Source organism: Janibacter anophelis NBRC 107843 (genome assembly GCF_001570945.1).
GTDB classification, from domain to species: Bacteria; Actinomycetota; Actinomycetes; order Actinomycetales; family Dermatophilaceae; genus Janibacter; species Janibacter anophelis.
In genome coordinates this window covers 1-22,921 of record NZ_BCSQ01000037.1, presented here as the reverse complement: position 1 = coordinate 22,921, position 22,921 = coordinate 1, and the positions used below count along the sequence as shown (strand labels likewise).

Genomic DNA, 22,921 nt, shown 5'->3' with positions numbered 1-22,921 from the left:
TCAGTACCGGTAGTGCTCCGGCTTGTACGGCCCGGCGACGTCGACGCCGAGGTACTCGGCCTGGCCCTTGGTCAGCTCGGTCAGCTCGACACCGAGGGCGTCGAGGTGGAGACGGGCGACCTTCTCGTCGAGGTGCTTGGGCAGGGTGGTGACGGTCGGCGCGCCGTCCTCGTCGACGTACTCGTCGGCCTTCGCGAACAGCTCGATCTGGGCGATCGTCTGGTTGGCGAAGGAGTTGCTCATGACGAAGCTCGGGTGCCCCGTGGCGTTGCCGAGGTTCATCAGGCGCCCCTCGGACAGGACGATGATCGAGTGGCCGTCGGCGAAGGTCCACTCGTGGACCTGCGGCTTGATCTCGGTCTTGGTGATGCCCTCGATCCGGGCGAGGCCAGCCATGTCGATCTCGTTGTCGAAGTGGCCGATGTTGGAGACGATCGCCTTGTTCTTCATCGAGGACATGTGCTCGGCGGTGATGACGTCGTAGCAGCCGGTGGTGGTGACGAAGATGTCGCCGTACTCGGCGGCCTTGTCCATCGTCGTGACCTCGAAGCCCTCCATCGCGGCCTGCAGCGCGCAGATGGGGTCGACCTCGGTGACGACGACGCGGGCGCCCTGGCCGGCGAGGGCACTGGCGACGCCCTTGCCCACGTCGCCGTAGCCGGCGACGACGGCGACCTTGCCGCCGACGAGCACGTCGGTGGCGCGGTTGAGGCCGTCGAGCACCGAGTGGCGGGTGCCGTACTTGTTGTCGAACTTGGACTTGGTGACCGCGTCGTTGACGTTGATCGCCGGGAACAGCAGCTCGCCGGCCTCGGCCAGCTGGTAGAGGCGGTGCACGCCGGTGGTCGTCTCCTCGGTGACGCCCTTGATCCGCTCGGCGACACGGGTCCACTTCTGCGGGTCGGCCCCGAGGGTGCGGCGCACGAGCGCCTTGAAGACGCTGAACTCCTCGGAGTCGTCCTCGGTCGTCGGGGGCACCTGGCCGGCGGCCTCCCACTCCTTGCCCTTGTGGACGAGCATCGTGGCGTCGCCACCGTCGTCGAGGATCATGTTGGGGCCCTCGTCGTCGGCCCAGGTGAGGATCTGCTCGGTGCAGTCCCAGTACTCCTCGAGGGTCTCGCCCTTCCAGGCGAAGACCGGGACACCCTGCGGGTTCTCCGGGGTGCCGTTCACGCCCACGACGATGGCCGCGGCGGCCTCGTCCTGGGTGGAGTAGATGTTGCAGCTGGCCCAGCGCACCTCGGCGCCGAGCGCGGTGAGGGTCTCGATGAGGACCGCGGTCTGCACGGTCATGTGCAGCGAGCCGGCGATCTTGGCGCCCTTGAGCGGCTGCGACTGCCCGTACTCCTCGCGCAGGCTCATCAGGCCGGGCATCTCGTGCTCGGCGAGGCGGATCTGGTGACGGCCGGCCTCGGCGAGGCCCAGGTCGGCGACCTTGTAGTCGAAGGACACGTGAAAACTCCTGTGACGGGTGGGGTTCGGACCCGGCGCGACCCTTCTGGGCTCTCGCGGGTCATCACCCACGCCGGCTGCCGACAGTCTAGACGGGTCGGCGCCCCTCGCACCTTCGGCCGCTCAGTGCGCGGCGGCACCCTCCCCTTCGTGCTTCTTGCCGAAGGGGAGCACGTGCATGATCGCGACGACAACGGCCCCGACGAGCAGCCCGAGGATCGCCGAGCCGACGGTGTTGGTCAGCCAGCCGAGGATCCCCCCGAGGGCGCCGGTCGCGTCGTGGACGAGCACCTCGAGGTGGTGGACGAACTCGTACGGCTGCGGCAGCCAACCGGTCTCCTCGAGGCCGACGAGGATGATGTGGCCACCCACCCAGAGCATCGCGGCGACGCCGACGACGGACAGGACGGTGAGCAGCTTGGGCATCCCGGTGACCAGTCCGCGCCCGATCGTCTGCGACAGTCCGGACTCGCGCTTGCTGAGGGCCAGCCCGATGTCGTCCATCTTGACGATGAGACCGACGGTGCCGTAGACGACGAACGTGATCGCGATGGCGACGACGAGCATGACGGCCAGGAGGTACCAGAACGAGTCGTTGAGGCCCTCGTCGAGGACGGCCTTGAGCGAGATGACCATGATCTCGGCGGAGAGGATGAAGTCGGTCGTGACCGCACCCTTGACGATCGTGTCCTCGTCCTGGGCGGCGGCCTCCTCCTCGGCCTCGCGTCCGTGGCCGGAGACCTTCTCCCAGATCTTCTCCGCGCCCTCGAAGCACAGGTACGTGCCACCGAGCATGAGCAGCGGCGAGAGCAGCCAGGGGATGAAGGCGTTGAGCAGCAGGATCGCCGGGACGATGAAGACCAGCTTGTTGCGCAGCGACCCGATGGTGATCCGCTTGATGATCGGCAACTCGCGCTTGGGGTCCACGCCCTCGATGTAGCGCGGGGTGACGGCGGTGTCGTCGACGACGACTCCCGCCGCCTTGACGCTCGCACGGCCCGAGGCGGCCGCGACGTCGTCGACCGAGGCCGCGGCGGCGCGCGCCAGCACCGAGATGTCGTCGAGGAGCGCGACGAGGCCGCCGCTCATCGGATGGGTCCGGTGGTCTCGTGGGTCGTCAGCACGCGCTTAGCGTAACGGGACGGCGGCCTCCACTGGTGTCGACGCGGGTACGGCGAAGGGGGCAGCTCACGCCAACGGCGGCGACTCGCTGAGGTCCTCGCTCGGGTTGAGGTCGAGGCCGAGCAGCGCATTCTCCACGACCTCGGTCAGCGCCGGGTGGATCCAGTACTGGCCGCTCACCATCTCGGCCACGGGCTGGTCGAAGGCCATCATCTGGATGAGCGGCTGGATGAGCGTGGACGCCTCCGGACCGATGAGGTGGCCACCGACGAGGTGACCCGTGCGGCGGTCGGCGATGACCTTGCACAGGCTCGTCGTGTCCTCCATCGCCCAGCCGTACGCCGTGTCGCCGTACTGCTGCACCTTGACGGTGACGTCGATGCCCTGCGCCCGCGCCTGCTCCTCGGTGAGCCCGACGGACGCGATCTGGGGGTGGGTGAAGACGGCCGCCGGCACGGCGGAGTGCGTGAAGGAGCGCAGGTCCTGCGGGTGGGCCAGGTTGTGGGCGACGACCCGCGCCTCGTGGTTGGCCACGTGCTTGAGCTGGAAGGGGGAGCTGGCGTCCCCGAGGGACCACACCCCTGCCGCGGTGGTCCGGCCGTGCTCGTCGACGACGATGCGGTCGTCGTCGTGGACCTCGACGCCGGCAAGGTCCAACCCCATGTGGTGGGTGCTCGGGCGGCGTCCGGTCGCGGCGAGCACGACGTCGGTGACGACCACCGACCCGTCCGAGAGCGTCACCGAGATGCCCTCGTCGCTCCGGTGCAGGTCGGTGACGACGGTGCCGGTGCGCACGTCCCACTGCTCGCGCGCGGCGGTGGTGAAGGCCTCGGCGATGTCGGTGTCCTGGTGGCGCAGCAGACCGCTGCGCGAGGAGACGACGACCTCGGTGCCGAAGGCGGAGAAGACGTGCGCCATCTCCATCGCGATGTACCCGCCTCCGACGACGAGCATCCGCCGGGGACGCTCCGGCAGCCGCATGACCGTGTCGGAGGTGTGGATCGTGATGCCTTCGCGGTGGGCGGCGGCGCCCAGGTCCTCGGGCCACGTCGCATGGGAGCCCGAGGCGATGACCACCTGCCCCGCCCGCACGTGCTCGGTCGTGCCGTCACGCATCTCGACCTCGAGCTCGAGGGGGCCGGTGAACCGCGCCCGTCCGCGCAGGAGGTGCACGTTGTCCCCGTCGCGGCGGTAGGCCTCCCCCGCAGCGGCGATCGGGTCGATGCGGCCGAAGACGCGGTCGCGCACGTCCTCGTAGCGCACTCCCTGGAGCGTCGCGTCGACCCCGAGGCGCCCCCCTTCGCGCACGGCGGTGGCGATCTCGGCGACGTGGACGAACATCTTGGTCGGGATGCACCCGACGTTGAGGCAGGTGCCGCCGAAGACCTCACCGCCCTCGATCATCGCGAAGGTCTTGTCCGCGAGGTCATCGGTGAGCAGGGTGTTGCCCGATCCGCTGCCGATGACCGCGATGTCGACGTCAATCACTCAGGTGCCTTCTGTGGCAGGTGCAGGTCGGAGATGCCCGGCGTGCACGCCGGGTCGAGGCCGTGGCCGATCGCGAGGTAGGCGCTCGCGAAGTCCGTCAAGGCGACCAGCTCGGCCAGCCGCTCGAGGTCGTGACCGGGACCGGCCACGTGCTCGATGACCCGCACACCCGATGCTGTCGCGTGGTCGGCCACGGACTGGGCGGTGTTGTGCCGCTCGAGCTCGCCCGCGTCGTCCTCGGGCGTGGGCACGGGGTCGCGCAGGAAGAGCAGCCCCAGCCGGGGTCCGACGGGCCCGTCGAGGTAGGGGTCGGCGAAGATGTCGCGGCCGCCGTCCGGCGCGGTCCCCGCGTCGGCGTAGGGACCGGACAGGCAGGCCACGACCTGCGCGGCGGCGTCGGGCAGCCGCCCCCAGGTCGCCGGGGTGCGGGCGGTCCGGGCGAGCATCGCGCTCGTGCGGCGGGCCGCGACGCCGGTCACCGGGCCGTCCCCGAGGACCACGGGAGCGAGCGCGGACAGCTCCACCGCGAGGGTCTTGGCGGGGTTGACGAAGTACTCCGCGTCGGGTCGGAAGCGTTCGGCCTGCTCGTCGAGCCGGTCCGCGACGGCGGCCAGGACCGAGGCGCGCACGTCGACGATCCCGCAGGCACTGGCTGCCAGGACGGCACGAGCGGCCATGCCCCACAACGCTGCTCGCGAGTGGCCGACGCCGAGGTCCATGGGCAGGTGCACCCCGCGGGCCCCGGCTGCGGCAGCGGCGAGCGGGCTGTCGGGGGCCCCGATGGTCAGCACGTGCGCCCCGCGCCGGGCCGCCTCGCGGACCTGGCGCACGGGGCCCTCGGCCCGACCCGACAGGGAGATCGCGATGACGAGGTCGAGGGCACCGACCCACCCGGGCAGCGGGCCGGAGCCGTCGCAGGTGAGCAGGACGGGCCCGCTGCGGGAGACGAGCAGGTCGAGCACGGTGCTGACCGACTCGGCGCCGCCGACGGCCGCGACGTGCACCGCCCGGGGCCGCTCGCCTCCGGCGACGCGCGTCAGGTCGGTCTCCTCGGCGAGCGTCAGCGCGCGGCGCACCTGCGCGCCGGCACCGGCGAGGGCCCGCAGCAGGTCGCTCGGGTCGACGGCCCGACGGCGCCCTTCGTCGTCGAGCAGGGTCTCGTCGAAGGGGGCCATGGTCGCCTCAGGCCCTCGGCCGGGCCTCGTCGACGAGGAGGACCGGGATGCCGTCCTCGACCCGGTAGGCCAGGCCGCAGTCGGCGCCGGTGCACACGAGCTCCGGACCGGATGCCCCGGTCTCGTCGCGCAGGGCGGAGCGGCACGCGGGGCAGCGCAGGATCTCGCGCAGCCAGGGTTCGATCGTCCACTCGCTCATGTCAGGCCTCCCGGATCGTCGTCAGGACATCGTCGCGCACGCGGGCCATCGTCGCCTCGTCGGCGGCCTCGACGTTCAGCCGCAGCAGCGGCTCGGTGTTGCTCGGGCGCAGGTTGAACCACCACATCGGCTCCGCGTCCGAGCCCTCGTGGGTCACCGTCAGGCCGTCGAGCTCGTCGACCGTCGTGCCGTCGGTGACGAAGCGCTCCCGCACCACCTCGGTCACCGCGGCGGCGTCGGCGACGGTCGAGTTGATCTCGCCGGAGGCGACGTAGCGCTCGAAGGGGGCCATGACCTCGCTGAGCGGCGCGTCGCTCTCGCCCAGCGCGGCGAGGACGTGCATCGCGGCGAGCATGCCGGTGTCGGCGAACCAGAAGTCACGGAAGTAGTAGTGGGCGGAGTGCTCGCCACCGAAGACGGCGTCGTGCTCGCTCATGACCGACTTGACGTAGGAGTGCCCGACCCGCGTGCGCACGGGGGTGGCGCCGTCCTCGGCGATGATCTCCGGCACGGCGGCCGAGGTGATCGCGTTGTGGATGATGGCCACGCCCGCGGCCGAGCGGCCGGCGGCGACCTCCCGGGCGATCTCGCGCCGGGCGATCATCGCGGTGATCGCGCTGGGGCTCACCGGGTTGCCCTGCTCGTCCACGACGAAGCACCGGTCGGCGTCCCCGTCGAAGGCGATGCCGATGTCGGCGCCGTGGGAGCGGACCCGATCCTGCAGGTCGACGATGTTCTTGGGGTCGAGCGGGTTGGCCTCGTGGTTGGGGAAGGTGCCGTCGAGCTCGAAGTACATCGGGTCGATCGTCAGGGGCAGCTCGGGCAGACCGGATCCGGTGCCGAGGACGGCGGGGACCGTCAGGCCGCCCATGCCGTTGCCCGCGTCGACCGTGACGCGCAGCGGGCGGCTGCCGGACAGGTCGACCAGCCCGCGCAGGAAGCCCGCGTAGTCGGCGAGGACGTCCCGCTCGGTGATCGTGCCGGGGCGCACCCCGTCGAAGGCGGAGACGCCCCCGTCGAGGTGCTGCTGGGCCAGGTCACGGATGTCGGCCAGGCCGGTGTCCTGACCGACCGGCCGCGCCCCGGAGCGGCAGAACTTGATCCCGTTGTACTTCGCGGGGTTGTGGCTCGCGGTGAACATCGCGCCGGGCAGGCCCAGGGCGCCGCTGGCGTAGTAGAGGCCGTCGGTGCTCGACAGCCCGATGAGCACCGCGTCGACGCCGCGCGCGGTGATGCCGCGGGCCAGGGCGTCGACGAGCTCGGGCGAGCTCGGCCGCATGTCGTGGCCGATGACGACCGCGGACGCACCGTCCGCGAGGGCGACGACCTCCGCAAAGGCCGCGCCGAGGGCGTGGGCCACGTCGATGTTGAGCTGGTCCGGTACGACGCCACGCACGTCATACGCCTTGACGAAGTCGCTGAGCTTGGTGGTCACGCGGCTCAGCCTAGTTGTCCCCGGCGACCGCTCGCCGCCGGCCCGCGAGGGATCAGTCCTCGTCGCGCAGGACCCGCAGGTGGCCGCGCCGCCGGGTCTCGGTGATCCCGAGCGGCTCGGGCCGGGCGGTCGTCGGCAGGTGCGCCGTGCGCTCGGAGTCGGTCCGCGGCTCCGGCCGCTGCCGCACGGCCTCGGCGACGGCCACGAGGTCGTCGAAGGTCGCGGGCGCGGGCTGGTCGGTGGCCAGACGCACGACGTCCCACCCGCGGGGGGCGGTGAGGCGCTGGGCGTGGTCCTCGCACAGGTCGTAGGCGTGCGGCTCCGCGTAGGTGGCGAGCGGGCCCAGCACGACCGTGGAGTCGGAGTAGACGTAGGTGAGGGTCCCGGCAGCCGGTCGCCCACACGCGGCACGGGAGCACTGTCGGGAGAGAGTCACCCGTGCAGGCTAGGCCACGTCGCACCCGAACCTCGAAGGCACGCCGCAGCGGCCTACGATCGGCGGGTGAGCCGACACCGCGATCGCCGGGGCCGGGGCCTGCGCGGACCCCTGGCCCATCCGTCGGTGCCCGCGATGGCGACCCGGGCCGAGGCCTTCGACGACCTGGTGGCCGACACGGCACAGCGGTTCCGCGAGGTCCTCGGTCGGCGGTGGGGGTCCGTGGAGTTCGCGGTGGAGGACATCCCGCCCTCCGGCCCGGCCGGCTGGGAGGAGGGCGTGCCCCTCGCCCGGCTCTGGCCGGCACAGGGCCCGTTGCCCGCGCGCATCGTCGTCTACCGGCGCCCGGTCGAGTCGGTCGCCCCCGGCGCGGAGCGCGGCGACCTCGTGCACGACGTCATGGTCGAGCAGGTCGCCCTGCTCCTCGGCGTCGACCCCGACGAGGTCGACCCCGACCGCTAGCCGGACGAAGGGGGGATCACCGCACCCGCGTGACCGGCACGTCGCGCACCGCGACCCGGGCGGGCAGGATCGGCACAGAGGTCGCCTCGGCGCGGGAGCCGCCGTCGCGCCCCATGAGCAGGGCGGCCGCGTGCACCCGCCCGGAGACCGGCCGCACCCAGACCGCGGTCGCCTCGCCGGCGTCGACCTCGCCGGCCCGGTCCTGCTCGAGATCCAGTGTCGCCGTGCGCAGCTCGCCGTCCTCGAGGAGGTGGACCTCGACCTCGGCCGGCCCGTCGGTGGCGCTCACCTGGACCAGCCGTCGCAGGCCGGAGGTCTGTGGGAGCACCGCCGCGCCGAGGCCGCCGAAGGCCGGCGTCGCCACCGACCACGCCATGTCGGCGCGACCACGTGAGTCCTGCGTCGTCGTGTGGGCCGCGGCGACGACGGGCTCATCGGCCTCGACGACCCATCCCCGGGTCCCCGGCGTCTCGGGCAGCGTGATGTCGGCGACCTCGCCGGCGGGGACCGTCGCGACCTCGACGCCACGCGGTGGTCCGTCGCTGAGGCGCCGCACCTGCACGACCGCGTCGCGGTCCCCGGGGACGGCGACGACCAGCCCGCGGGCGCGGGTGCTGGCCGTGCCCGGCAGGACCAGACGCTTGGCGGGGGCGGCCGTCGGGCCCACCGTCTCGACCCCCGCGGGGACGAGTCCGTCGAGGTGGTGGTCGGCGATGACGGGGACGACGAGGCCGCCGGTCGTCGCCACGTGCACCGCTTGGGGGTCCTGGGTTCCTCCGATGGCATCGAGCAGGATGACGGAACGACCGTGTGCCGGGACCACGACGGAGCGGTCCGCGGTCCCCCCTTCGCCCGTGTCGTCCGAGTCCGTCCCGACGACGTCGAGGCGCACGTTGACCGGGTTGCCACCGGGGTTGGTCAGGACGAGGCGCTCCTGTCGGCCCTTCTCGCCGCCACCGGCGACGAGCCAGGCGTCGGCGGTCGGCGCGCCGCACGGGACGGCCGCGAGCCCCCGCACCTGCTGGCCGGCGGCAGTGAAGGACTGGGTCGCGACGAGGCCGGGCGCCCGCTCGGCGGTGCCGCGGACCCGGACCGACCGTGCGCCCAGGCCGTCGAGGGCCTCGCTGGTCGGTCCGCTCTCGGGAGCGCCCGTCTGCCGGTCGGTCGGCGGACCGGTGAGCTCCTCGACGGTGATCGTGCCCGGCTCGTCGGAAGGCCTGACGAGCCCCTCGAGGACCTCTGCGGGCGCGGCCTGGGCCCGCACGCCTCCGTCGAGGTCGTCCTCCGGGGCGCCCTCGTCGGCCCCAGAGAAGGGGTTTCCCGGGCAGTACGACGTCGTGAGCGAGGCGGCGACCCGATCGCCGGTCTCGACCGGCGGCTCCGCGTCGGGGGCGGCGCCGACCCGGGAGACCCCGAGCACGAGACCGGCCGCCATGCCCCCGACGAGGACGATGCGTCCGGCCGGGTGGGCCCACACCGGCCTGCTCCTCGCGGTGCTCATCGCTGCTCCTCCTCGTCGTCGGGCTCGGGACGCCGCTCGGTGGGCAGCGCGAGATAGAGCGCGAGCACGAGGGCGAGGCCCTGGCCCAGCTTCCACAGCGGGTGCCCGGCCCCGACGTCGACGCTCACCTCGTCGGTGCCCTCGGGCAGGGCGTAGGTCGGGACCGCGCTGTGCGTGGCGACCTCGAGCAGCCGGCCGTCCGCCCGCACCTGCACGCGGTCGCTCCACTCGAGGGACTCGGCGACGACCAGCTCATCGGCGGCGGGCACCTCGACGGGCCCGTCGGTGTCGCCGTGCGCGCGGGAGGGCACGGGCTCGCTCGATCCGTCCGAGGTGACCCGCACCCGGGAGGGGGTGGACCCATCGGTGACGGGCGAGCGCACCGCCCAGGTGGTCGTGCCGGCGCTCGTGCCGAGGCGGGCGAGGCCCGGTGAGGCGTCGACGAGCCGGCGCTCCGCCTGGGAGGGGTCGACCAGCACCAGGTGGGAGATCCCGTGCCGGGCCAGCGCGTCGGCCGCCGGTCGGTCCCCCTCCCCCGCGCCGACGAGCTGGGCCACCGCTGCGGCGACCTCCTCCTCACCGGCCACGGTCGGGTCGGGGGCGGGCAGGTCACGCACGAGGTCACCGGGTTCGGAGCCGACGAGGCGGTAGGTGACGCCCGCATCCTGGGTGCGCAGCACGAGCGTCCGCGAGGCCTGGGGCCCCTCCGACGCCGCGACGGCGACGAGTGGACGGGGGTCGCGCCACGTGGTCAGGTCCTCGCCGTAGGAGTGCTGGGCGACGACGACACCGCTGCCGATCGCCGCGACGGGCAGGACCAGGGCCGGCAGGAGGGTCCAGCTGCGCCGGCCGGCACCGCGCAGTCGCTGCGGCAGCACGTCACCCGCGGCGAGCACCGCGACCAGGGCTGCGCCGACGAGGACGAGCTGGCCGGTGCCGGCCCACGGGGTGATCTCGGCGCCCGCGTCCGGGCCGCCCGCGGGGCGGTGGCCGAGGACCACGTGCGGCGCCCAGAGCGCCCAGGCCAGCCCGGCGAGGGCGACCACGGCGGCGCCCCAGGAGGCAGGTCGTCGGCCGGGCACGAGCAGGGCGAGGGCGCCGAGGGCGAGGAGCGCGAGGGTCCACCACGTCGTCGCCGCACCGCCCGGCAGCTGCGCCAGCGCCAGCTCGTGGGCCGGCAGGTCGTGCGGCAGATCGGTCAGGCCCCACCCCGACAGCAGTCGGCGCGGGTCGTCCTTGAGCGTGAGCACCCAGGGCCCGGCGAGGACGAAGGGGGTGAGCGCCAGGGCGATGCCCCGCCACCGCCTGCGCGCGTCACCGAGGACGAGCAGGGCGAGGCCGACGGCCATGACGACGAGCGCGGCGAGCGGGGCGACCGCGCCGAGGAGGGTGCCCCACAGGGCGGTGCGCACCGAGTCGCTGAAGCTGCTCGACCTGCGGGTGGCCCGCACCAGGCCCGCCACGACCCGGGGGAGCAGGACGAGGGCGCAGAGGGCACCGATCCGCCCTTCGCCCACGGCCAGACCGGCCGGGGCGCAGGTCACCCACGCCAGTGCCGCGGCGGCACGCAGCCACCGGTGGTGGGTGAAGGTGCGCGACGCGGACCAGGCGACGGCCGCCGCGAGCGGCAGCGCCACGACCACGAGGACCGCCAGGACGACCCCGGCCGGTGAGTGGGCGGCGCCCAGACCCGGGACCCATGCGGCCAGCTGGCTGAGCCCGGCCAGGACGACGAGCGCTGGACTCTGCTCGCCCGCGTGTCCCCACCCCTGCGCGTGCCAGCCCATCCACCACGAGTCCCACAGCTGCTCCGCCGTGGCCCGTCCGCCGAGGAACTCTCCGCCCACGAGACCGGAGTCGATGCGGTGACGCAGCTCTCCGGTGATGTGCCGAGCGGACCAGGCCGAGTAGGCGGTCGTCACGAGGAGCAACCACGGGAGCGGGTGGGTCAGCCAGCCGCCGCCGCGCTCGACCTCGAGGGAGCGGGCCTCGATGCCCCGCTCACGTCGGGCACCTCCGCGGGCCTCGTCGACGAGCCGACGCTGCGCGGCCCGGGACGTGACGAAGAGTGCGTCCAGGTCACCGCGGGCGACCTCACGAGGAGCCTTGCCCCGCAGGCGGGACCGCAGGGTGCGTACGTCGAGGGCGGCCGGGATGCTCGCGAACTCGTCGGCGGCCATGCCGGGCCGTTTGAGCAGCGCCAGCACGAGGCCGATGACGAGGCTGCTCAGGGCGATCCACAGGGCGAGGAAGGGGGCGACGCCGAAGTGCGCGCGCGCCAGGGCCGTGCGCCTGGCCTGCCGACGGTGGTCGCTCGTGGGGCGTCGCTCGGCCGCGGAGGGCCGCACGGCGACGCGGGCGTCCGGGACGAGCACGACCCGACGTCCCGCGCGCTGCGAGCGCCACCCCAGGTCCAGGTCGCCGCCGAAGTCACCCAGGGCGGGATCGTGGCCGTCGAGGGACTCGTAGGTGCCCCGGTCGATGAGGGCCCCGTCGAGCGGGGCCGCGATCGCGTCGACGTCGCCGTCGTGCTGCCCCTGGTCGGGTGTCCCGGACACCGGGTCCGGCACGATGCGGCCGGCGCGGGTGGTCTGCAGGCCCAGCCGCACGATCGTCGACGGATCCTTCTCGTCGACGAGCTTGGGCGCAGCGACACCGATGCCCCGGCCCGAGGCGGCGACGAGGCGACGCAGCGCCTCCGGGTGGGGTCGTGATCGCGAGGTGAGGACCCACACCAGGTCACGACCGACGCCCGCGCGCGGCAGGCGGTCGATCATCGCCGGCAGGATCCTGCGGATCCCCCGCCGCGGGCCCAGGGTGGTCGTGAGGACCTCGACACCGGTGTCCTCGACCGGCGCCAGGAGTGCGCTGGGGTCGCCCAGACCGTCGATGGCGCCGTCGACGAGGAGGAGTCGGTCCGGCAGACGGTCCTGGGCGAGGAGGGCGCTCAGGACCTGTCCGGCATCGTCTCGGGTGCGCGCCACGACGACCGCGGTGACGGTCACCGGAGGTGCCGTCGTCCGCCGGGACGGAGACGCGGAGGTCGACGTGGGGCTGGGCTGCGTCACGACCTCGCGGGCAGTCAGACTGCGCGCTTCTTGAGCTTGCGGCGCTCGCGCTCGGACAGACCGCCCCAGATCCCGAAGCGCTCGTCGTGCGCCAGCGCGTACTCGAGGCACTCCTGTCGCACCTCACATCCCACGCAGACCTTCTTGGCCTCGCGGGTGGATCCGCCCTTCTCCGGGAAGAAGGCCTCCGGATCCGTCTGGGCGCAGAGCGATCGCTCCTGCCAGGACATCTCGGACGACTCGTCGGTGGGCTCGCCACCCATGATCAGCTGAAGTTCGTGCATGGTCCCTCCTCGACCTCGGCACTCGACCCATGTACTTCGCGTCTCGCCGACCTTCCGACGTGACATGTCTGTAATTACATGCGTGTCATGCGTGCGTCGTCAAGCGGAGCAGGCTATGGAGCGGTGAACGGTAGTCCGGATGTGGCCCGGGACGAGCCTGCTGCGACGATGTGCGCATGCGCATCACCGTGATCTCCGGCAGCCCGGCGGGAGCCCGCTTCGTCCGTGGACTCGTCGACCGGCTCCCCCGTGCCTCCGTCCCCGCGGAGCTGACGGTCATCGCCAACACCGGCGACGACCTCTCCCTCTGGGGGCTGCGGGCCTGCCCCGACATCGACGGCCTGCTGGCCGAGCTCTCCGACGACCCGGTGAGTGCCACGTCCGCGGTCGCGGGCGAGCTCGCCGCCCTCGACGTCCACCCGCAGTGGTACCCGGTGACCGACGGCGAGGTCGCCACCCACCTGGCGCGCACCGCGTGGCTCGGGCAGGGGGCCACTCTCAGCGAGGTGACCACGCGCCTGGCCGAGCGCCGGGGCCTGCCGGGGCGCGGAGTTCGGCTGCTGCCGATGAGCGACGTGCCCGTCGAGACGCATGCCGTCCTCGACGGTGAGCACGAGCAGCAGGCGGTGCACGTCCAGCAGTGGCGCCACGAGCTCGGCGCGCCCCCGGCCACCCGCTTCGTCGTCGCCGGCATGGACCGGGCCGTGGCCGCCCCGGGCGTCCTCGACGCCCTGCGGGAGGCGGACCTGGTCCTGCTCGCCCCGGTCCTGTCGGTCGGCATCGTCCTCGGCGTGCCCGGGGTGCGGGACGCCCTGCGCGGCACCTCCGCCCCCGTCGTCGGCGTCTGCCCGGACCTGACCTTCCTCGCGCCGTCGCTGGCGGCGGTCGGCGCCGAGCCGACCTCCGCAGCCGTCGCCGGCCTCTACCGCGACCTGCTCGACGGGTGGCTCACCGGCACCGACGACGCACCCGCGAGCGGCGCGGCTCGCTGGACCACGCGGCAGGTCGACCTCGCCCGCCCGGCCGACGAGGTCGCCGGCGACGCCCTCGCCCTCGCCGAGTCCCTCCGCCCCTGACCCCGCCCCCGTCCTGTGCATTTCCCCGGGGAAATGCACAGTCTTGATGTCGAGAGGTTGCATTTGCCCGGGGAAATCCACAGTTCTGATGTCGAGAGAGTGCATTTCCCCGGGGAGATGCGACGTCTTGGTTCAGGGAGCCCGGGTCAGACGCGCGAGCCCGGGTCAGAAGCGCGTCGGCAGGTGCGTGGGCAGGGACCGGCGGGGGCCGCGCCGCGGCCGGTGACCGGCCGTGGCCGTGACGATCCGCTGCGCCCGGTAGCGCTGCCCCGCATACGGCTGGAGCAGCTTCGCCATCCGCGCGTCGTCGCCCACCTGCCCGTCCAGGGCGAGGGTGACGTCCTTGGCCACGTGGTAGTCGCCGAAGCTCGGTGAGTCGGCATCGCCGAGCGCTCGCTGGGCGACCTCGGCGGCGGTCCACTCCCCCACGCCGGGCAGCGAGCGCAGCCGGGCGTGCGCCCGGTCCAGGGGCAGGTCGGCGCACTCGTCGAGGCGTCCGGCGACCTGCATGGCTCGCACGACCACCCGCGAGCGGGCGCCGTCCACACCCGCGCGCAGCCAGGCCCACGAGGGGATGCGCGCCCACTCCGCAGCGCTCGGCGGGCAGACGAGGCGCAGCTCCTCCCCCGGCCCCGGAGCCGGGCTGCCGAACCGCCGCACGAGCTGCCGCTGGCTGGAGAAGGCCTCCTTGCCGGTCACCCGCTGCTCCAGCACGGAGCAGACGAGCATCTGCGCGACGAGCCCGTTGGCAGGCACGCGCCACCGCGACATCCGCGGCCAGCCGCGCGCCACGAGGTCGTGGTGGGGGACGAAGCCGCTGGGGTCGTCCCGTCCTCCGACGAGGTCCGGGACCCGCCCGAGCATCCACGCCGCGCCGTCTCCCCAGGCGGAGGCGACGACCTCGCCCCCTTCGTCCTGGAGGTGGAGGGTCACCGGGCCCTGCGGGGTCGTCCAGGCGAACCACCACCCGTCGCGGCCCACGTGGCTCGTCGGGTCCCCCGACCCGCGGACGAAGGCGGGCAGCACGAGGTCAAGGTCGACCGGATCCGGAGGGCGGTGGCGCAGGGTCGCGGCACCGGTGTGCGTCGTCACGCCTCCGATTGTGCCCGGCGCCCGGTCCCCTACCGTGACGGCATGCGACCGAGCGAGCACGTGCTGGACATGTTCGCAGTGCCCGGGGACCTCGAGCCGCTGCCCGGCGGGCAGGGCCACAGCGTGCGAGCCGGTGACCTCGTCCTCTCCCCCGGGCGGGACGAAGCGACCCAGAGCCGGCTCAACCCGCACCTGGCGCGGCTGGCGGCCGACCTCGACACCCGCCGCGGTCGCGACCGCCGCGACCTGCGCATCGCCATGCCCGTGCCGGCCCGGGACGGCAACTGGGTCGTCGACGGGTGGGCCGCCACGCGCTACGAGCCCGGCACGCGGCGTCTGACCGACCTCACCGCGGTCCGGGCCGTGGGCGCCGTCCTGCACGCCGAGCTGGCTCGCGCCGTGCGCTCGTGGCCGCCGGCTGCGCAGCCACCGACCGGTCGGTGGGCGGTCGCCGAGCGCATCGCCTTCGGCGAGTCAGGCCTCCCCGAGCGTCTTGCCCCGGACGTGCGTCACCTCGCGGACCGACTGGCTGCTGGGCTGGACGCCACGCCGCTCGGTCCGGCGCAGCTCGTGCACGGCGACCTCGCGGGCAATGTCCTGCTCGACCCCGACGGCGCGCCCGTCGTCATCGACGTGGCGCCGTACTGGCGACCCGCCCTGTGGGCGGAGGCGACCTGCGTGCTCGACGGGGTCACGGACCTCGACGCGGACCCCGCCGTCATGACGGAGTGGACGAAGGGGGCCCCGCGCCAGGCCATGCTGCGTGCGGCGCTCTTCCGCCTCCTCAGTGACCGACCGGCGCATGCGCCGGCCCTCGAGTCCGCCCTCGCCCCGGTCCTCGCCGGCCTCCGTGCGTGAGGAGCGGGCGCCGGGCTCGGGTTGCGCTCAGCGCTTGCGGAAGGTCAGGAGGATGAAGGTGTAGTCGAGGTCGACCCTGCTCCAGTGGACCGGGCGCTCGGTGTGCGACAGCGTCGCGTCATCGAGCGTGCCGACGAGCTCGAGGTCGTGCCGGTCGGCCGTCTCGACGAGGTCGCGGATCTCCTGGGGGGAGAAGATGTGCACCTGCGAGCCGTAGATGACCTTGCCGGTGGTGTCCGGCGGGTCCTGGTCGTAGTCGGTGGAGACGCACAGGATCCCGCCGGGACGCAGCAGCCGGGCGGACTCGGCGAGGAATCCCTCGAGCGGCACGCCGTGCTCGATGACCGACATGCAGGTGATGGCGTCGAGGTGACCCGAGGGCAGGCCCGTGTCGGTGACGTCGCCGTAGCGGAAGACGACGCCGTCGCGCGTGACCTGGTCGCCGAACTCGAGGTTGATGCCGATGAGCGAGCCGGCCGCCGCCCCGAATCCGTAGAGCCGCAGCCACGGCAGGACGGGTGAGTACCGGGCACTGCCGGCGTCCATGACCCGCGCGCTGCGGGTGCCGTCGTCGACGAGCTCGAGGACCGCGCCGACGGCGCCGAGGGCATCCCAGTTCTTCGGCAGATCGCGGTGCAGGGGCAACCGCAGCCGCTTGGCCTCGTCGGCGGCCCGGCGCCAGGTCGCGGCATCCGTGAGCACGCCGGTCGGGGTGACGCTCGTGGGGAGGGCACGCTCCCCCTTCGCCCTGGACTCGAGACGACGCTGCACGGCGACTCGACCCCACAGGAGGTGCTCGGCGCCGCGCTTGGCGACTGCGAGGAGACGACCGCCGGGGGGCGCGGCGACCTGGCCGGACGAGGTGGGTTCAGACATGGGAGGACACCTTACGAGGACGGGCTGGGATCGGGGTCCGGCGTCGTGTCGCCGGGGAGCAGGTGGTGGGCCTTGGCCCAGAGCCAGCCGATGCCGGCCCAGACGACGTCGGCGAGCACGGTGAGGAACCGCGCGACGACGACGACCGCGGTGGCCGCGGACAGCGACATCTGCGTGGTCAGCAGGACGACCATGACGCCGTCACGCACGCCCACGCCCGCGGGGACGACGATGCTGAACATGCCGATGCCCGCCGCGAGCAGGTACCCGGAGACGGCGACGAGCAGCAGGCGCGAGGCGTCGGCGTCATCGGGGGCGACATTGCGTGCCATGACCCACACCGAAAGGCCGCCGACGAGCCAGGACGAGAGGAACCACAGGCTCGACAGGCCCACGGCCGCGTGCGTGAGGTCGTGGTCGAGCGGCTCACGACGCAGCACGCGCAGAAGCGTGCGGATGCCCCAGTTGAGCAGCGGCGGCCACAGGAGCACGCCGAGCACGCCGATGATCAGCAGCAGGAACCACCACGGGATGACCGCGTCACCCCGGGTGAGCAGCACCGGCAGTGCCGGCAGCCCGGCGATCATCCCGGTGAGGGCGGACAGGGCGATGCACAGCAGCCCGACGACGGCGGAGCGGCGCCTGGGTACGCCCAGCTTGGCCGCCATCTCGGTCTGCACGACGACCGACCAGACCGAGCCGGGCAGGTACTTGCCCAGCTGCCCGACGAAGAAGACCCCGCTCGCCTGGGCGATGTGCAGGCGGGAGCCGAGGTCGGCGAGCAGGACCCGCCACCCGAGCACGGTGAAGAAGGGCGAGAGCAGCGCCAGCGCCGTCGCCGACAGCAGCGTCACCGGCCCCAGGCGGCGCAGGTCCCCGCGGACCTCCTCCCAGTTGCTCCAGAGCGCGACGGCGACGACGACGAGGATGACGACGAGGAACCCGATGCGCAGGGTGTCGAGCACCCGCTTGCGCCGGGTGCGCACGGGCGGCTCGGCCGGGACGTCGCTCGGGCTCATCGGCGACGCAGCGTGAGCCGGACCAGGGCGTGGGCCGCCTCGGGGTCGGCGCTGACGCGGGAGGCGTGGCGCAGGCGGGCGGTGAGGGCACCGTCGACGTCGCCGACGAGGGAGAAGCCGGCGTCGGAGGCCCGCGCGATGACCGCCCGCAGGTCCGCGGCGCCGCCGATGACGTCCTCGCCCGTCCCGCCGACCGGCAGCGTCAGGCACAGCAGGCCACCGGCGCGCAGCGCCCAGCCGGCCTGGGTGAGGGTCTCGTCGACATCGGCAGCGCCGGCGTCGTCCGGGTGCAGCCGGGTGACGACGTCCAGCGTCGCGGTGTCGACGTCGAGCAGGGTCATCGACGAGCGGGCGCCGGTGAGCTCGACCTCGACGGGCGCGTAACCGGCGGCCCGGGCCCAGCGGCCGAAGGGGGACCCGCTGCCGGACGCGTCGATGATCAGGGCGTCACGACGGCCACGGTCGCTCATGCCGATGAGCACCTCGAGGGCGCCGAGCGCGGCCCACTCCGAGATCGCGTCGCCGCCGCGCGGCAGGTCGAGCTCGCGGACGAGCTCGTGGGCACGGACGGCCTCGTCGTCGTGCGCCAGGACGTCGGTCGCACGCACCCACGAGGGGAAGTCGGAGGGCTCGAGCTCCAGCCGAGGACGACGGCGGTCCCGCACGAGCCGGGCGAAGGTGACGAGGTCCTCGGCCCGGTCGGCGACCCGCCCGAGGCGGGAGCGACGGCGCCCCGGGGTCGGGAGGGTCGGGTCGGCGATCGCGTCTGGCGAGCTGAGTGCCTCGAGGGTCCCGACGTAGCGGGCCCACGGAGCGTGCAGGTCGGGCGGGCGCACGCCTCCGCGGACTCGGGCCACCTCGGCCGGGTCGGTGAGGCGCTGCAGCACCTCGACGATCGCGTCCTCGTCCTCGGGTGGGACGAGATAGCCGTCGACCCCGTCGCGCACCTGGTCGCCGAAGGTCCCGACGTCGGAGGCGAGCACGGCCAGGCCGTGCTCGTGGGCGAGCAGGACGTTCTGGCTGGCGGTCGCGCTGCGGTAGGTGAGCGTGAGCACGTCGTGCTGGCCGAGGAGGGGCGCGATGCGGTCCGCGGGCACGTAGCCGCTGTGGATGCGCACGCGGTCGCGCAGGCTGCGGTGCTCGGCCAGGCGCCGCAGCTCGTCACCGGCGTCGCCCCAGATCTCGCCGGCGACCGTGAGCGTCACGTCGGGCACCCGCAGCATCGCGCGCATGAGCACGTCGATGCCCTTGTAGCCGCGCACGAGGCCCAGAGCCAGCAGCCGGGCGGGTCCGTGGTGCTCCGCCCGCTCGACCGGGGCCCCGCCGGGCAGGTGCGGCGGCAGGTCGGTGACGACGACGTGCTCGGCATCGAGCTCGCGGGCCAGGCGCGCCTGCTCGGCCGAGTGGACGACGACGGCGTCGACCCTGCGGAAGAAGGTGCGCATGAGGGCCGAGTCGCCCGGGTGCGGCTCGTGGGGCAGCACGTTGTGGGCGATGACGACGCTGCGCGGGCCGTGGCCCGAGATGGCCGTGCGGCCGACCCCGGCGGCCCGCAGCAGGGTCAGATGGAGGGGGACGACCGGCGGGATGACGTGCACGACCACGACGAGGTCGACGTCGCGCAGCCGGCGACCCGCACTGATCAGGGAGTCGGGCCGCGCCCACGACAGGGCCCGCACCGTGCGGGGGAAGGGAGGCACGTCCGGGTCGCCCTTGCTCGGCACCGACTGCTCGCCCGGATAGAAGAAGCTCGGGTAGAGGTGGCTCCACGACACCAGCGTCACGTCGTGCCCGGCCTGCTCGAGCTCGTGCGCGAGCGTGGTCGTGTGCGAGGCGACGCCCCCCTTGTAGGGGTGGGTCGGCCCCACGACCGCGATCTTCAGCGAGGCTTCACTCATCGCGGGCGCTGGCTCCGTCCTCGGCCCCCGCGTCAGGGGCGGTGGGCGCGGTGTCGTCGAGGGGCTCGCTCACTCGGGGCAGCCTATGCGACGGTGCCGCTCAGCGCGGGACACGACCCGTCCACACGGTGAGGCGCAGTGGGTCCAGCCGCTCGGGTCGCTCGGTGAGCACGTGCGGGTCCTCCATGAGCACGGTGTCGAGGACGGTGCGCACGTCCGTGGCCCCCAGCTCCTCGAGCGTCGCGGGCTCCCGGTGGGCGACGAGCAGCACCCGGCCGCCCTGCGCACGGACCCGCTCGTCGAGGCGCTGCGCGGCCGCGAGGACCCGGTCGGGATCGTCCCGCAGCCGGCCGGTGGTCGCGATGGCGGGCACCCCACACATGCCGCGGGTGACCTGCGTCCAGTGGTTGACCGCCCAGTCGTCCACGGCCAGCACGACGTCGTCGGGGCCCAGGGCATCGCAGTAGGTGGCGGCAGCCGCCAGGCCGCCCTGCTCCACCCGCTCGGTCCGGTGCGGCCACGTCGCCGCCGCGGTCGGCACCGCGGTCGCTGCGAGCAGCGCGACGAGCACGGCGGCACCCGCCGCGCTCCCCCACCGCCGGCTGGCCTGCCCACCGGCCCACCAGGCGGCGGCCACGGCGAGCACGAGGGCGAGGGGCAGGGCGATGAGCAGACGGCGGTCCGCCCACGGGTGGTCCGGGGTGATCCCCGGCCGCACGAGGGTGAGCAGCGTGGACCCGGTGACGACGATGAGCGCGGGACCCCACGCGGGGAGGGGACCCCCCTTCGCCCACCAGGTGCCGAGGCGGTGGGCCAGCACCGCCAACGCGACGAGCGCGATGACCAGGGCGGCCGGCCCGATCCACCAGGCGAGCCAGTCGACGGAGTGCTCCGCGTAGGTACGCCCCCCGTCGATCGGCAGACCCAGCTGGGCCTGCATGCGGGCGACGTACATGGCCCCGGGGTCGCTGGGGTCCTGCCGGACGGTCATGAAGAGCGGTCGGAGGGAGAGCGCCACGCCCACGACGAGCACCGCACCCGCGAGCAGCGAAGGGAGTCGCTGCGTGAGCGGTCGCGGCACGGACCAGCCGGCGCGGGCGCGCCGCAGCAGCCACCAACAGACGAGCGACATGAGGACGACGAGGGCGACCAGCGGGACGAGTGAGCTGCCGATCTCGCCCAGGTAGCGCCAGCTCATGACACCGGCCACCGCGAAGCCGGCGAGGGTCGTGCCGACCGCTCCGACGAGAAGGGGGCGGGCCCAGGCCCGGCCGCGGGCGAGCAGCAGTGCGGCGACGGGGATGAGCAGCATCGTCTCGCGCAGCGCGTCGATGCGCACGATCGCCGTGCCCCCGATGAGGGCGCCGGCGACGACCGCCGCGGTGCCCCAGGTGCGCTCACCTCCGGTCCGCTGCTCGGCCGATCGCGCCAGCAGGGTCAGGGCGAGGAACCCGGCGCCCAGGGTCAGGCCGGCCAGCGGCTCCGAATAGGTCGAGCGCGCGGTGTGCAGCCACGGGAAGCAGGCGCCGACGAGCACGGCCGCCGGGGCGGCGGCGGAAGGACCGACGACCCGGGCGACGAGCATTCCGACGGCGAGCAGGGCCAGCCCGCCCGCGACGGCCGGCGTCCAGAGGGTGGGGGTCGCTCCCCCCGCCCACCAGGGCAGGGAGTAGACGAGCGCTGGCCCGGGCATGAACTGCGGCTGGACCTGCGGGTCCTCGGGCGAGCCGATCTCGTAGAACGCGGGCGCCTCGAGCGTCAGCCCGTCCTCGGCCAGGGTCTCGGGGCCGCCGATGGTGCCGGCGTCGACCGACACCGGCCGGCTGCCCTCCTCGGCGAGCAGGATCGTCGCCTGCAGATAGCTCGCCGAGTCACGCCGCGGGAGGACCTGCTCGGAGTGGGTCACGCCCGTCCACACGGTCACGGCGAGCACCCCCACGACGAGCGCGCCGGCCGCCACGGGCCCGAGGGGTCGCCCGGTCGGGGCCGGCAACCGGGCCGCCAGTCGCGCGGCCACCGCCGCGCTGACCAGCGCGGTCGTGAAGCCGACGACGGGGATCCACGCCCCGATCCACGCGATGACCGACCCGACGAACCCGAGGAGCACCACCCACAGCCCCACGCCGACGACAACCCGCTCGAGGAAGGGTGCGAGGTCGCTGCGGTCGGTCATCGGGGTCTCCACGGCGGCAACGCTAACCGCCGGACGGTCCTCCCTTCGTAGGCTGGCCCCATGCCCACCCCCGCCGAGGTCCTCGCGACACTGAACCAGACCGACTCCGCCGCACCGCGGATCACCTGCTACGACGACCTGCCCGGGCCGACCGCGGGCGAACGCATCGAGCTGTCCGGACGGGTCCTCGGGACCTGGGTGAGCAAGGCGGCCAATGCCCTGCAGGAGGAGTGGGACGTGGAGCCGGGGTCGGTCGTGCACGTGGCGATCCGACCGCACTGGCGCCTCCTCTACTGGGCCTGGGCCGTGTGGTCCGTCGGAGCGGTCCTCGACCTCGACGACGCCCGCTCCGCCGACCTCGTGGTGACCGACGACGCCGAGAGGCTGCCGGCGGACGGCCCCGCGGTCCTCGTCACCCGCGCCGCGCTCGCCCGCTCGGCCGGGATCGAGCTGCCCGACGGCGTCATGGACGAGGCGGCCGACCTCGCGTCGTACGGCGACCTCTTCACCCCCTGGGCCGAGCCCGAAGAGGGCGACGTCGCCCTGCGCGTGGCGGGCGAGACGGCGAGCTACGGCGCGGTGGTCGCGACGACCACGACCACTGACCGAGGTGCCCGCGTGCAGCTCGTCGACCCCTCCGCCGAGTCCTTGCTGCGCGCCGCGATGTCCGTGTGGGCCGCAGGCGGCTCTCTCGTCGTCCACCTGGGCCCCACCGATGAGGCGACGGTCGCCCGCCGGGCGGACGCCGAAGGCGTCACCGCCTGACCGACGTGCGGTCGCGGCGACGACGTCCGGTCAGCGCTGGCCGCGCACCTCGCGCTCCAGCGCCTGCCATGTCACGCCGCCGACATAGCCGGTGCGCGTCAGGTGGTGGCGCCCCTGCAGGGACTTGACGGCGTCCTTGGTCGACGTGCCGTAGACACCGTCCGCCTCGAGCCCGAGGGCCCGCTGGACCTCACGCACGGCCTGGCCGGTCGAGCCGGGCTTGAGCACCTGCGTGCGGTACCGCAGGAAGGGATAGGTCTGCCGCTCGAGGTCGATCCAGAGCTTCTCGTCGGCGATGCCCGTGACCCGCAGGCCTTGGGCCTCCTGGAAGGCGCGCACCGCCTTGACCGTGCTGCTGCCGTAGACACCGTCGACGGCGACCCCGCCGAGGGCACGCTGCAGGACCTTGACCTCGGCGCCCCGGGCGCCCTGGGCCAGGACGGTCGAGCGCAGGTCCGCGAACTGGGTGCGGGTCACGACCGTGGCGGCCGAGGTGGGCGTCGAGGAGGTGGTGGCGCTCGCGGTCCGCGTCGACCGCGAGA

Annotated in this window: 20 protein-coding genes; 4 read left to right on the top strand and 16 right to left on the bottom strand. The window is 73.9% G+C overall.

The genetic code is table 11. The features are described from left to right. The 7 genes from ahcY to JAN01S_RS10765 all read right to left on the bottom strand — a co-directional run bounded on the left by ahcY (position 1) and on the right by JAN01S_RS10765 (position 7,307). Positions 1-1,452 (bottom strand): adenosylhomocysteinase, encoded by a 1,452-nt coding sequence (gene ahcY, locus JAN01S_RS10795; protein WP_068317917.1) that lies wholly within the window; start codon positions 1,450-1,452, stop codon positions 1-3. A 123-nt stretch (positions 1,453-1,575) separates the two neighbouring features. After that, positions 1,576-2,541 carry a DUF808 domain-containing protein gene (locus tag JAN01S_RS10790; RefSeq protein WP_068317914.1) on the bottom strand — a complete coding sequence of 322 codons (966 nt, stop codon included), beginning with the start codon at positions 2,539-2,541 and terminating at the stop codon, positions 1,576-1,578. A gap of 99 nt (positions 2,542-2,640) precedes the next feature. After that, positions 2,641-4,062, bottom strand: coding sequence for a mycothione reductase (locus JAN01S_RS10785; RefSeq protein ID WP_068317911.1), 1,422 nt, complete (start codon positions 4,060-4,062; stop codon positions 2,641-2,643). After that, positions 4,059-5,237 carry an SIS domain-containing protein gene (locus JAN01S_RS10780; RefSeq protein WP_068317908.1) on the bottom strand — a complete coding sequence of 393 codons (1,179 nt, stop codon included), beginning with the start codon at positions 5,235-5,237 and terminating at the stop codon, positions 4,059-4,061. Before JAN01S_RS10780 ends, JAN01S_RS10785 begins: the two co-directional genes overlap by 4 nt. Before the next feature lie 7 nt (positions 5,238-5,244). Beyond that, positions 5,245-5,436: a Trm112 family protein gene (locus JAN01S_RS10775; protein ID WP_068317902.1), complete on the bottom strand. Its 192-nt coding sequence runs from the start codon at positions 5,434-5,436 to the stop codon at positions 5,245-5,247. 1 nt (position 5,437) lies between these two features. After that, complete coding sequence (locus JAN01S_RS10770) at positions 5,438-6,871, bottom strand: phosphomannomutase/phosphoglucomutase (protein WP_068317899.1); 1,434 nt, start codon at positions 6,869-6,871, stop codon at positions 5,438-5,440. 52 nt (positions 6,872-6,923) lie between these two features. Continuing rightward, positions 6,924-7,307, bottom strand: coding sequence for a DUF3499 domain-containing protein (locus JAN01S_RS10765; RefSeq protein WP_068317896.1), 384 nt, complete (start codon positions 7,305-7,307; stop codon positions 6,924-6,926). 66 nt (positions 7,308-7,373) lie between these two features. Between JAN01S_RS10765 and JAN01S_RS10760 the strand changes: the two genes are divergently transcribed. Then, a complete protein-coding gene (locus JAN01S_RS10760; RefSeq protein WP_169797216.1) occupies positions 7,374-7,769 on the top strand; it encodes a metallopeptidase family protein in 396 nt (131 codons plus the stop codon). Positions 7,770-7,785: 16 nt separating this feature from the next. Here the strand turns inward: JAN01S_RS10760 and JAN01S_RS10755 are convergent, their stop codons facing one another. The 3 genes from JAN01S_RS10755 to JAN01S_RS10745 all read right to left on the bottom strand — a co-directional run bounded on the left by JAN01S_RS10755 (position 7,786) and on the right by JAN01S_RS10745 (position 12,622). After that, the gene (locus JAN01S_RS10755; protein WP_157075706.1) at positions 7,786-9,270 is read right to left on the bottom strand and encodes a DUF5719 family protein; all 1,485 of its coding nucleotides are present in this window, start codon (positions 9,268-9,270) and stop codon (positions 7,786-7,788) included. Beyond that, a complete protein-coding gene (locus tag JAN01S_RS10750) occupies positions 9,267-12,275 on the bottom strand; it encodes a glycosyltransferase (protein ID WP_068317889.1) in 3,009 nt (1,002 codons plus the stop codon). The genes JAN01S_RS10755 and JAN01S_RS10750 overlap by 4 nt, the downstream gene beginning before the upstream one ends. A gap of 77 nt (positions 12,276-12,352) precedes the next feature. Further along, the gene (locus JAN01S_RS10745) at positions 12,353-12,622 is read right to left on the bottom strand and encodes a WhiB family transcriptional regulator (protein ID WP_068317887.1); all 270 of its coding nucleotides are present in this window, start codon (positions 12,620-12,622) and stop codon (positions 12,353-12,355) included. A gap of 176 nt (positions 12,623-12,798) precedes the next feature. Between JAN01S_RS10745 and JAN01S_RS10740 the strand changes: the two genes are divergently transcribed. After that, on the top strand, positions 12,799-13,698 hold the full coding sequence (locus tag JAN01S_RS10740; protein ID WP_068317884.1) for a 2-phospho-L-lactate transferase CofD family protein: 900 nt from the start codon (positions 12,799-12,801) through the stop codon (positions 13,696-13,698). A 165-nt stretch (positions 13,699-13,863) separates the two neighbouring features. Here JAN01S_RS10740 and JAN01S_RS10735 read toward each other — a convergent pair whose 3' ends face one another. Further along, positions 13,864-14,790: a DNA-3-methyladenine glycosylase family protein gene (locus JAN01S_RS10735; RefSeq protein ID WP_068317882.1), complete on the bottom strand. Its 927-nt coding sequence runs from the start codon at positions 14,788-14,790 to the stop codon at positions 13,864-13,866. A gap of 42 nt (positions 14,791-14,832) precedes the next feature. Between JAN01S_RS10735 and JAN01S_RS10730 the strand changes: the two genes are divergently transcribed. Next, complete coding sequence (locus JAN01S_RS10730) at positions 14,833-15,648, top strand: aminoglycoside phosphotransferase (RefSeq protein ID WP_068317879.1); 816 nt, start codon at positions 14,833-14,835, stop codon at positions 15,646-15,648. A 27-nt stretch (positions 15,649-15,675) separates the two neighbouring features. Here JAN01S_RS10730 and JAN01S_RS10725 read toward each other — a convergent pair whose 3' ends face one another. The 4 genes from JAN01S_RS10725 to JAN01S_RS10710 all read right to left on the bottom strand — a co-directional run bounded on the left by JAN01S_RS10725 (position 15,676) and on the right by JAN01S_RS10710 (position 21,626). Beyond that, positions 15,676-16,524: a methyltransferase domain-containing protein gene (locus JAN01S_RS10725; protein ID WP_068317877.1), complete on the bottom strand. Its 849-nt coding sequence runs from the start codon at positions 16,522-16,524 to the stop codon at positions 15,676-15,678. 11 nt (positions 16,525-16,535) lie between these two features. Beyond that, on the bottom strand, positions 16,536-17,543 hold the full coding sequence (locus JAN01S_RS10720; RefSeq protein WP_068317875.1) for a lysylphosphatidylglycerol synthase domain-containing protein: 1,008 nt from the start codon (positions 17,541-17,543) through the stop codon (positions 16,536-16,538). Then, positions 17,540-19,441 (bottom strand): glycosyltransferase family 4 protein, encoded by a 1,902-nt coding sequence (locus tag JAN01S_RS10715; RefSeq protein ID WP_068317871.1) that lies wholly within the window; start codon positions 19,439-19,441, stop codon positions 17,540-17,542. The genes JAN01S_RS10720 and JAN01S_RS10715 overlap by 4 nt, the downstream gene beginning before the upstream one ends. Before the next feature lie 100 nt (positions 19,442-19,541). Next, the gene (locus JAN01S_RS10710) at positions 19,542-21,626 is read right to left on the bottom strand and encodes a hypothetical protein (protein WP_068317868.1); all 2,085 of its coding nucleotides are present in this window, start codon (positions 21,624-21,626) and stop codon (positions 19,542-19,544) included. A 48-nt stretch (positions 21,627-21,674) separates the two neighbouring features. Here JAN01S_RS10710 and JAN01S_RS10705 point away from each other — a divergent pair, with 48 nt between their 5' ends. After that, entirely contained in the window at positions 21,675-22,379 is a 705-nt protein-coding gene (locus tag JAN01S_RS10705; protein ID WP_068317864.1) for a TIGR03089 family protein, read from the top strand. Positions 22,380-22,409: 30 nt separating this feature from the next. Here the strand turns inward: JAN01S_RS10705 and JAN01S_RS10700 are convergent. Then, on the bottom strand, positions 22,410-22,921 hold a 512-nt coding region (locus tag JAN01S_RS10700; RefSeq protein ID WP_218000025.1), incomplete at its 5' end, for a peptidoglycan-binding domain-containing protein.

What these genes read in the sequence shown, in the direction of transcription:
- JAN01S_RS10730 (WP_068317879.1), top strand. Translation starts at nt 14,833, where the DNA reads ATGCGACCGAGCGAGCACGTGCTGGACATGTTCGCAGTGCCCGGGGAC.
- JAN01S_RS10745 (WP_068317887.1), bottom strand. Translation starts at nt 12,622, where the DNA reads ATGCACGAACTTCAGCTGATCATGGGTGGCGAGCCCACCGACGAGTCG.
- JAN01S_RS10775 (WP_068317902.1), bottom strand. Translation starts at nt 5,436, where the DNA reads ATGAGCGAGTGGACGATCGAACCCTGGCTGCGCGAGATCCTGCGCTGC.
- JAN01S_RS10725 (WP_068317877.1), bottom strand. Translation starts at nt 16,524, where the DNA reads ATGTCTGAACCCACCTCGTCCGGCCAGGTCGCCGCGCCCCCCGGCGGT.
- JAN01S_RS10780 (WP_068317908.1), bottom strand. Translation starts at nt 5,237, where the DNA reads ATGGCCCCCTTCGACGAGACCCTGCTCGACGACGAAGGGCGCCGTCGG.
- JAN01S_RS10740 (WP_068317884.1), top strand. Translation starts at nt 12,799, where the DNA reads ATGCGCATCACCGTGATCTCCGGCAGCCCGGCGGGAGCCCGCTTCGTC.
- JAN01S_RS10790 (WP_068317914.1), bottom strand. Translation starts at nt 2,541, where the DNA reads ATGAGCGGCGGCCTCGTCGCGCTCCTCGACGACATCTCGGTGCTGGCG.
- JAN01S_RS10715 (WP_068317871.1), bottom strand. Translation starts at nt 19,441, where the DNA reads ATGAGTGAAGCCTCGCTGAAGATCGCGGTCGTGGGGCCGACCCACCCC.
- JAN01S_RS10705 (WP_068317864.1), top strand. Translation starts at nt 21,675, where the DNA reads ATGCCCACCCCCGCCGAGGTCCTCGCGACACTGAACCAGACCGACTCC.
- JAN01S_RS10720 (WP_068317875.1), bottom strand. Translation starts at nt 17,543, where the DNA reads ATGAGCCCGAGCGACGTCCCGGCCGAGCCGCCCGTGCGCACCCGGCGC.
- JAN01S_RS10755 (WP_157075706.1), bottom strand. Translation starts at nt 9,270, where the DNA reads ATGAGCACCGCGAGGAGCAGGCCGGTGTGGGCCCACCCGGCCGGACGC.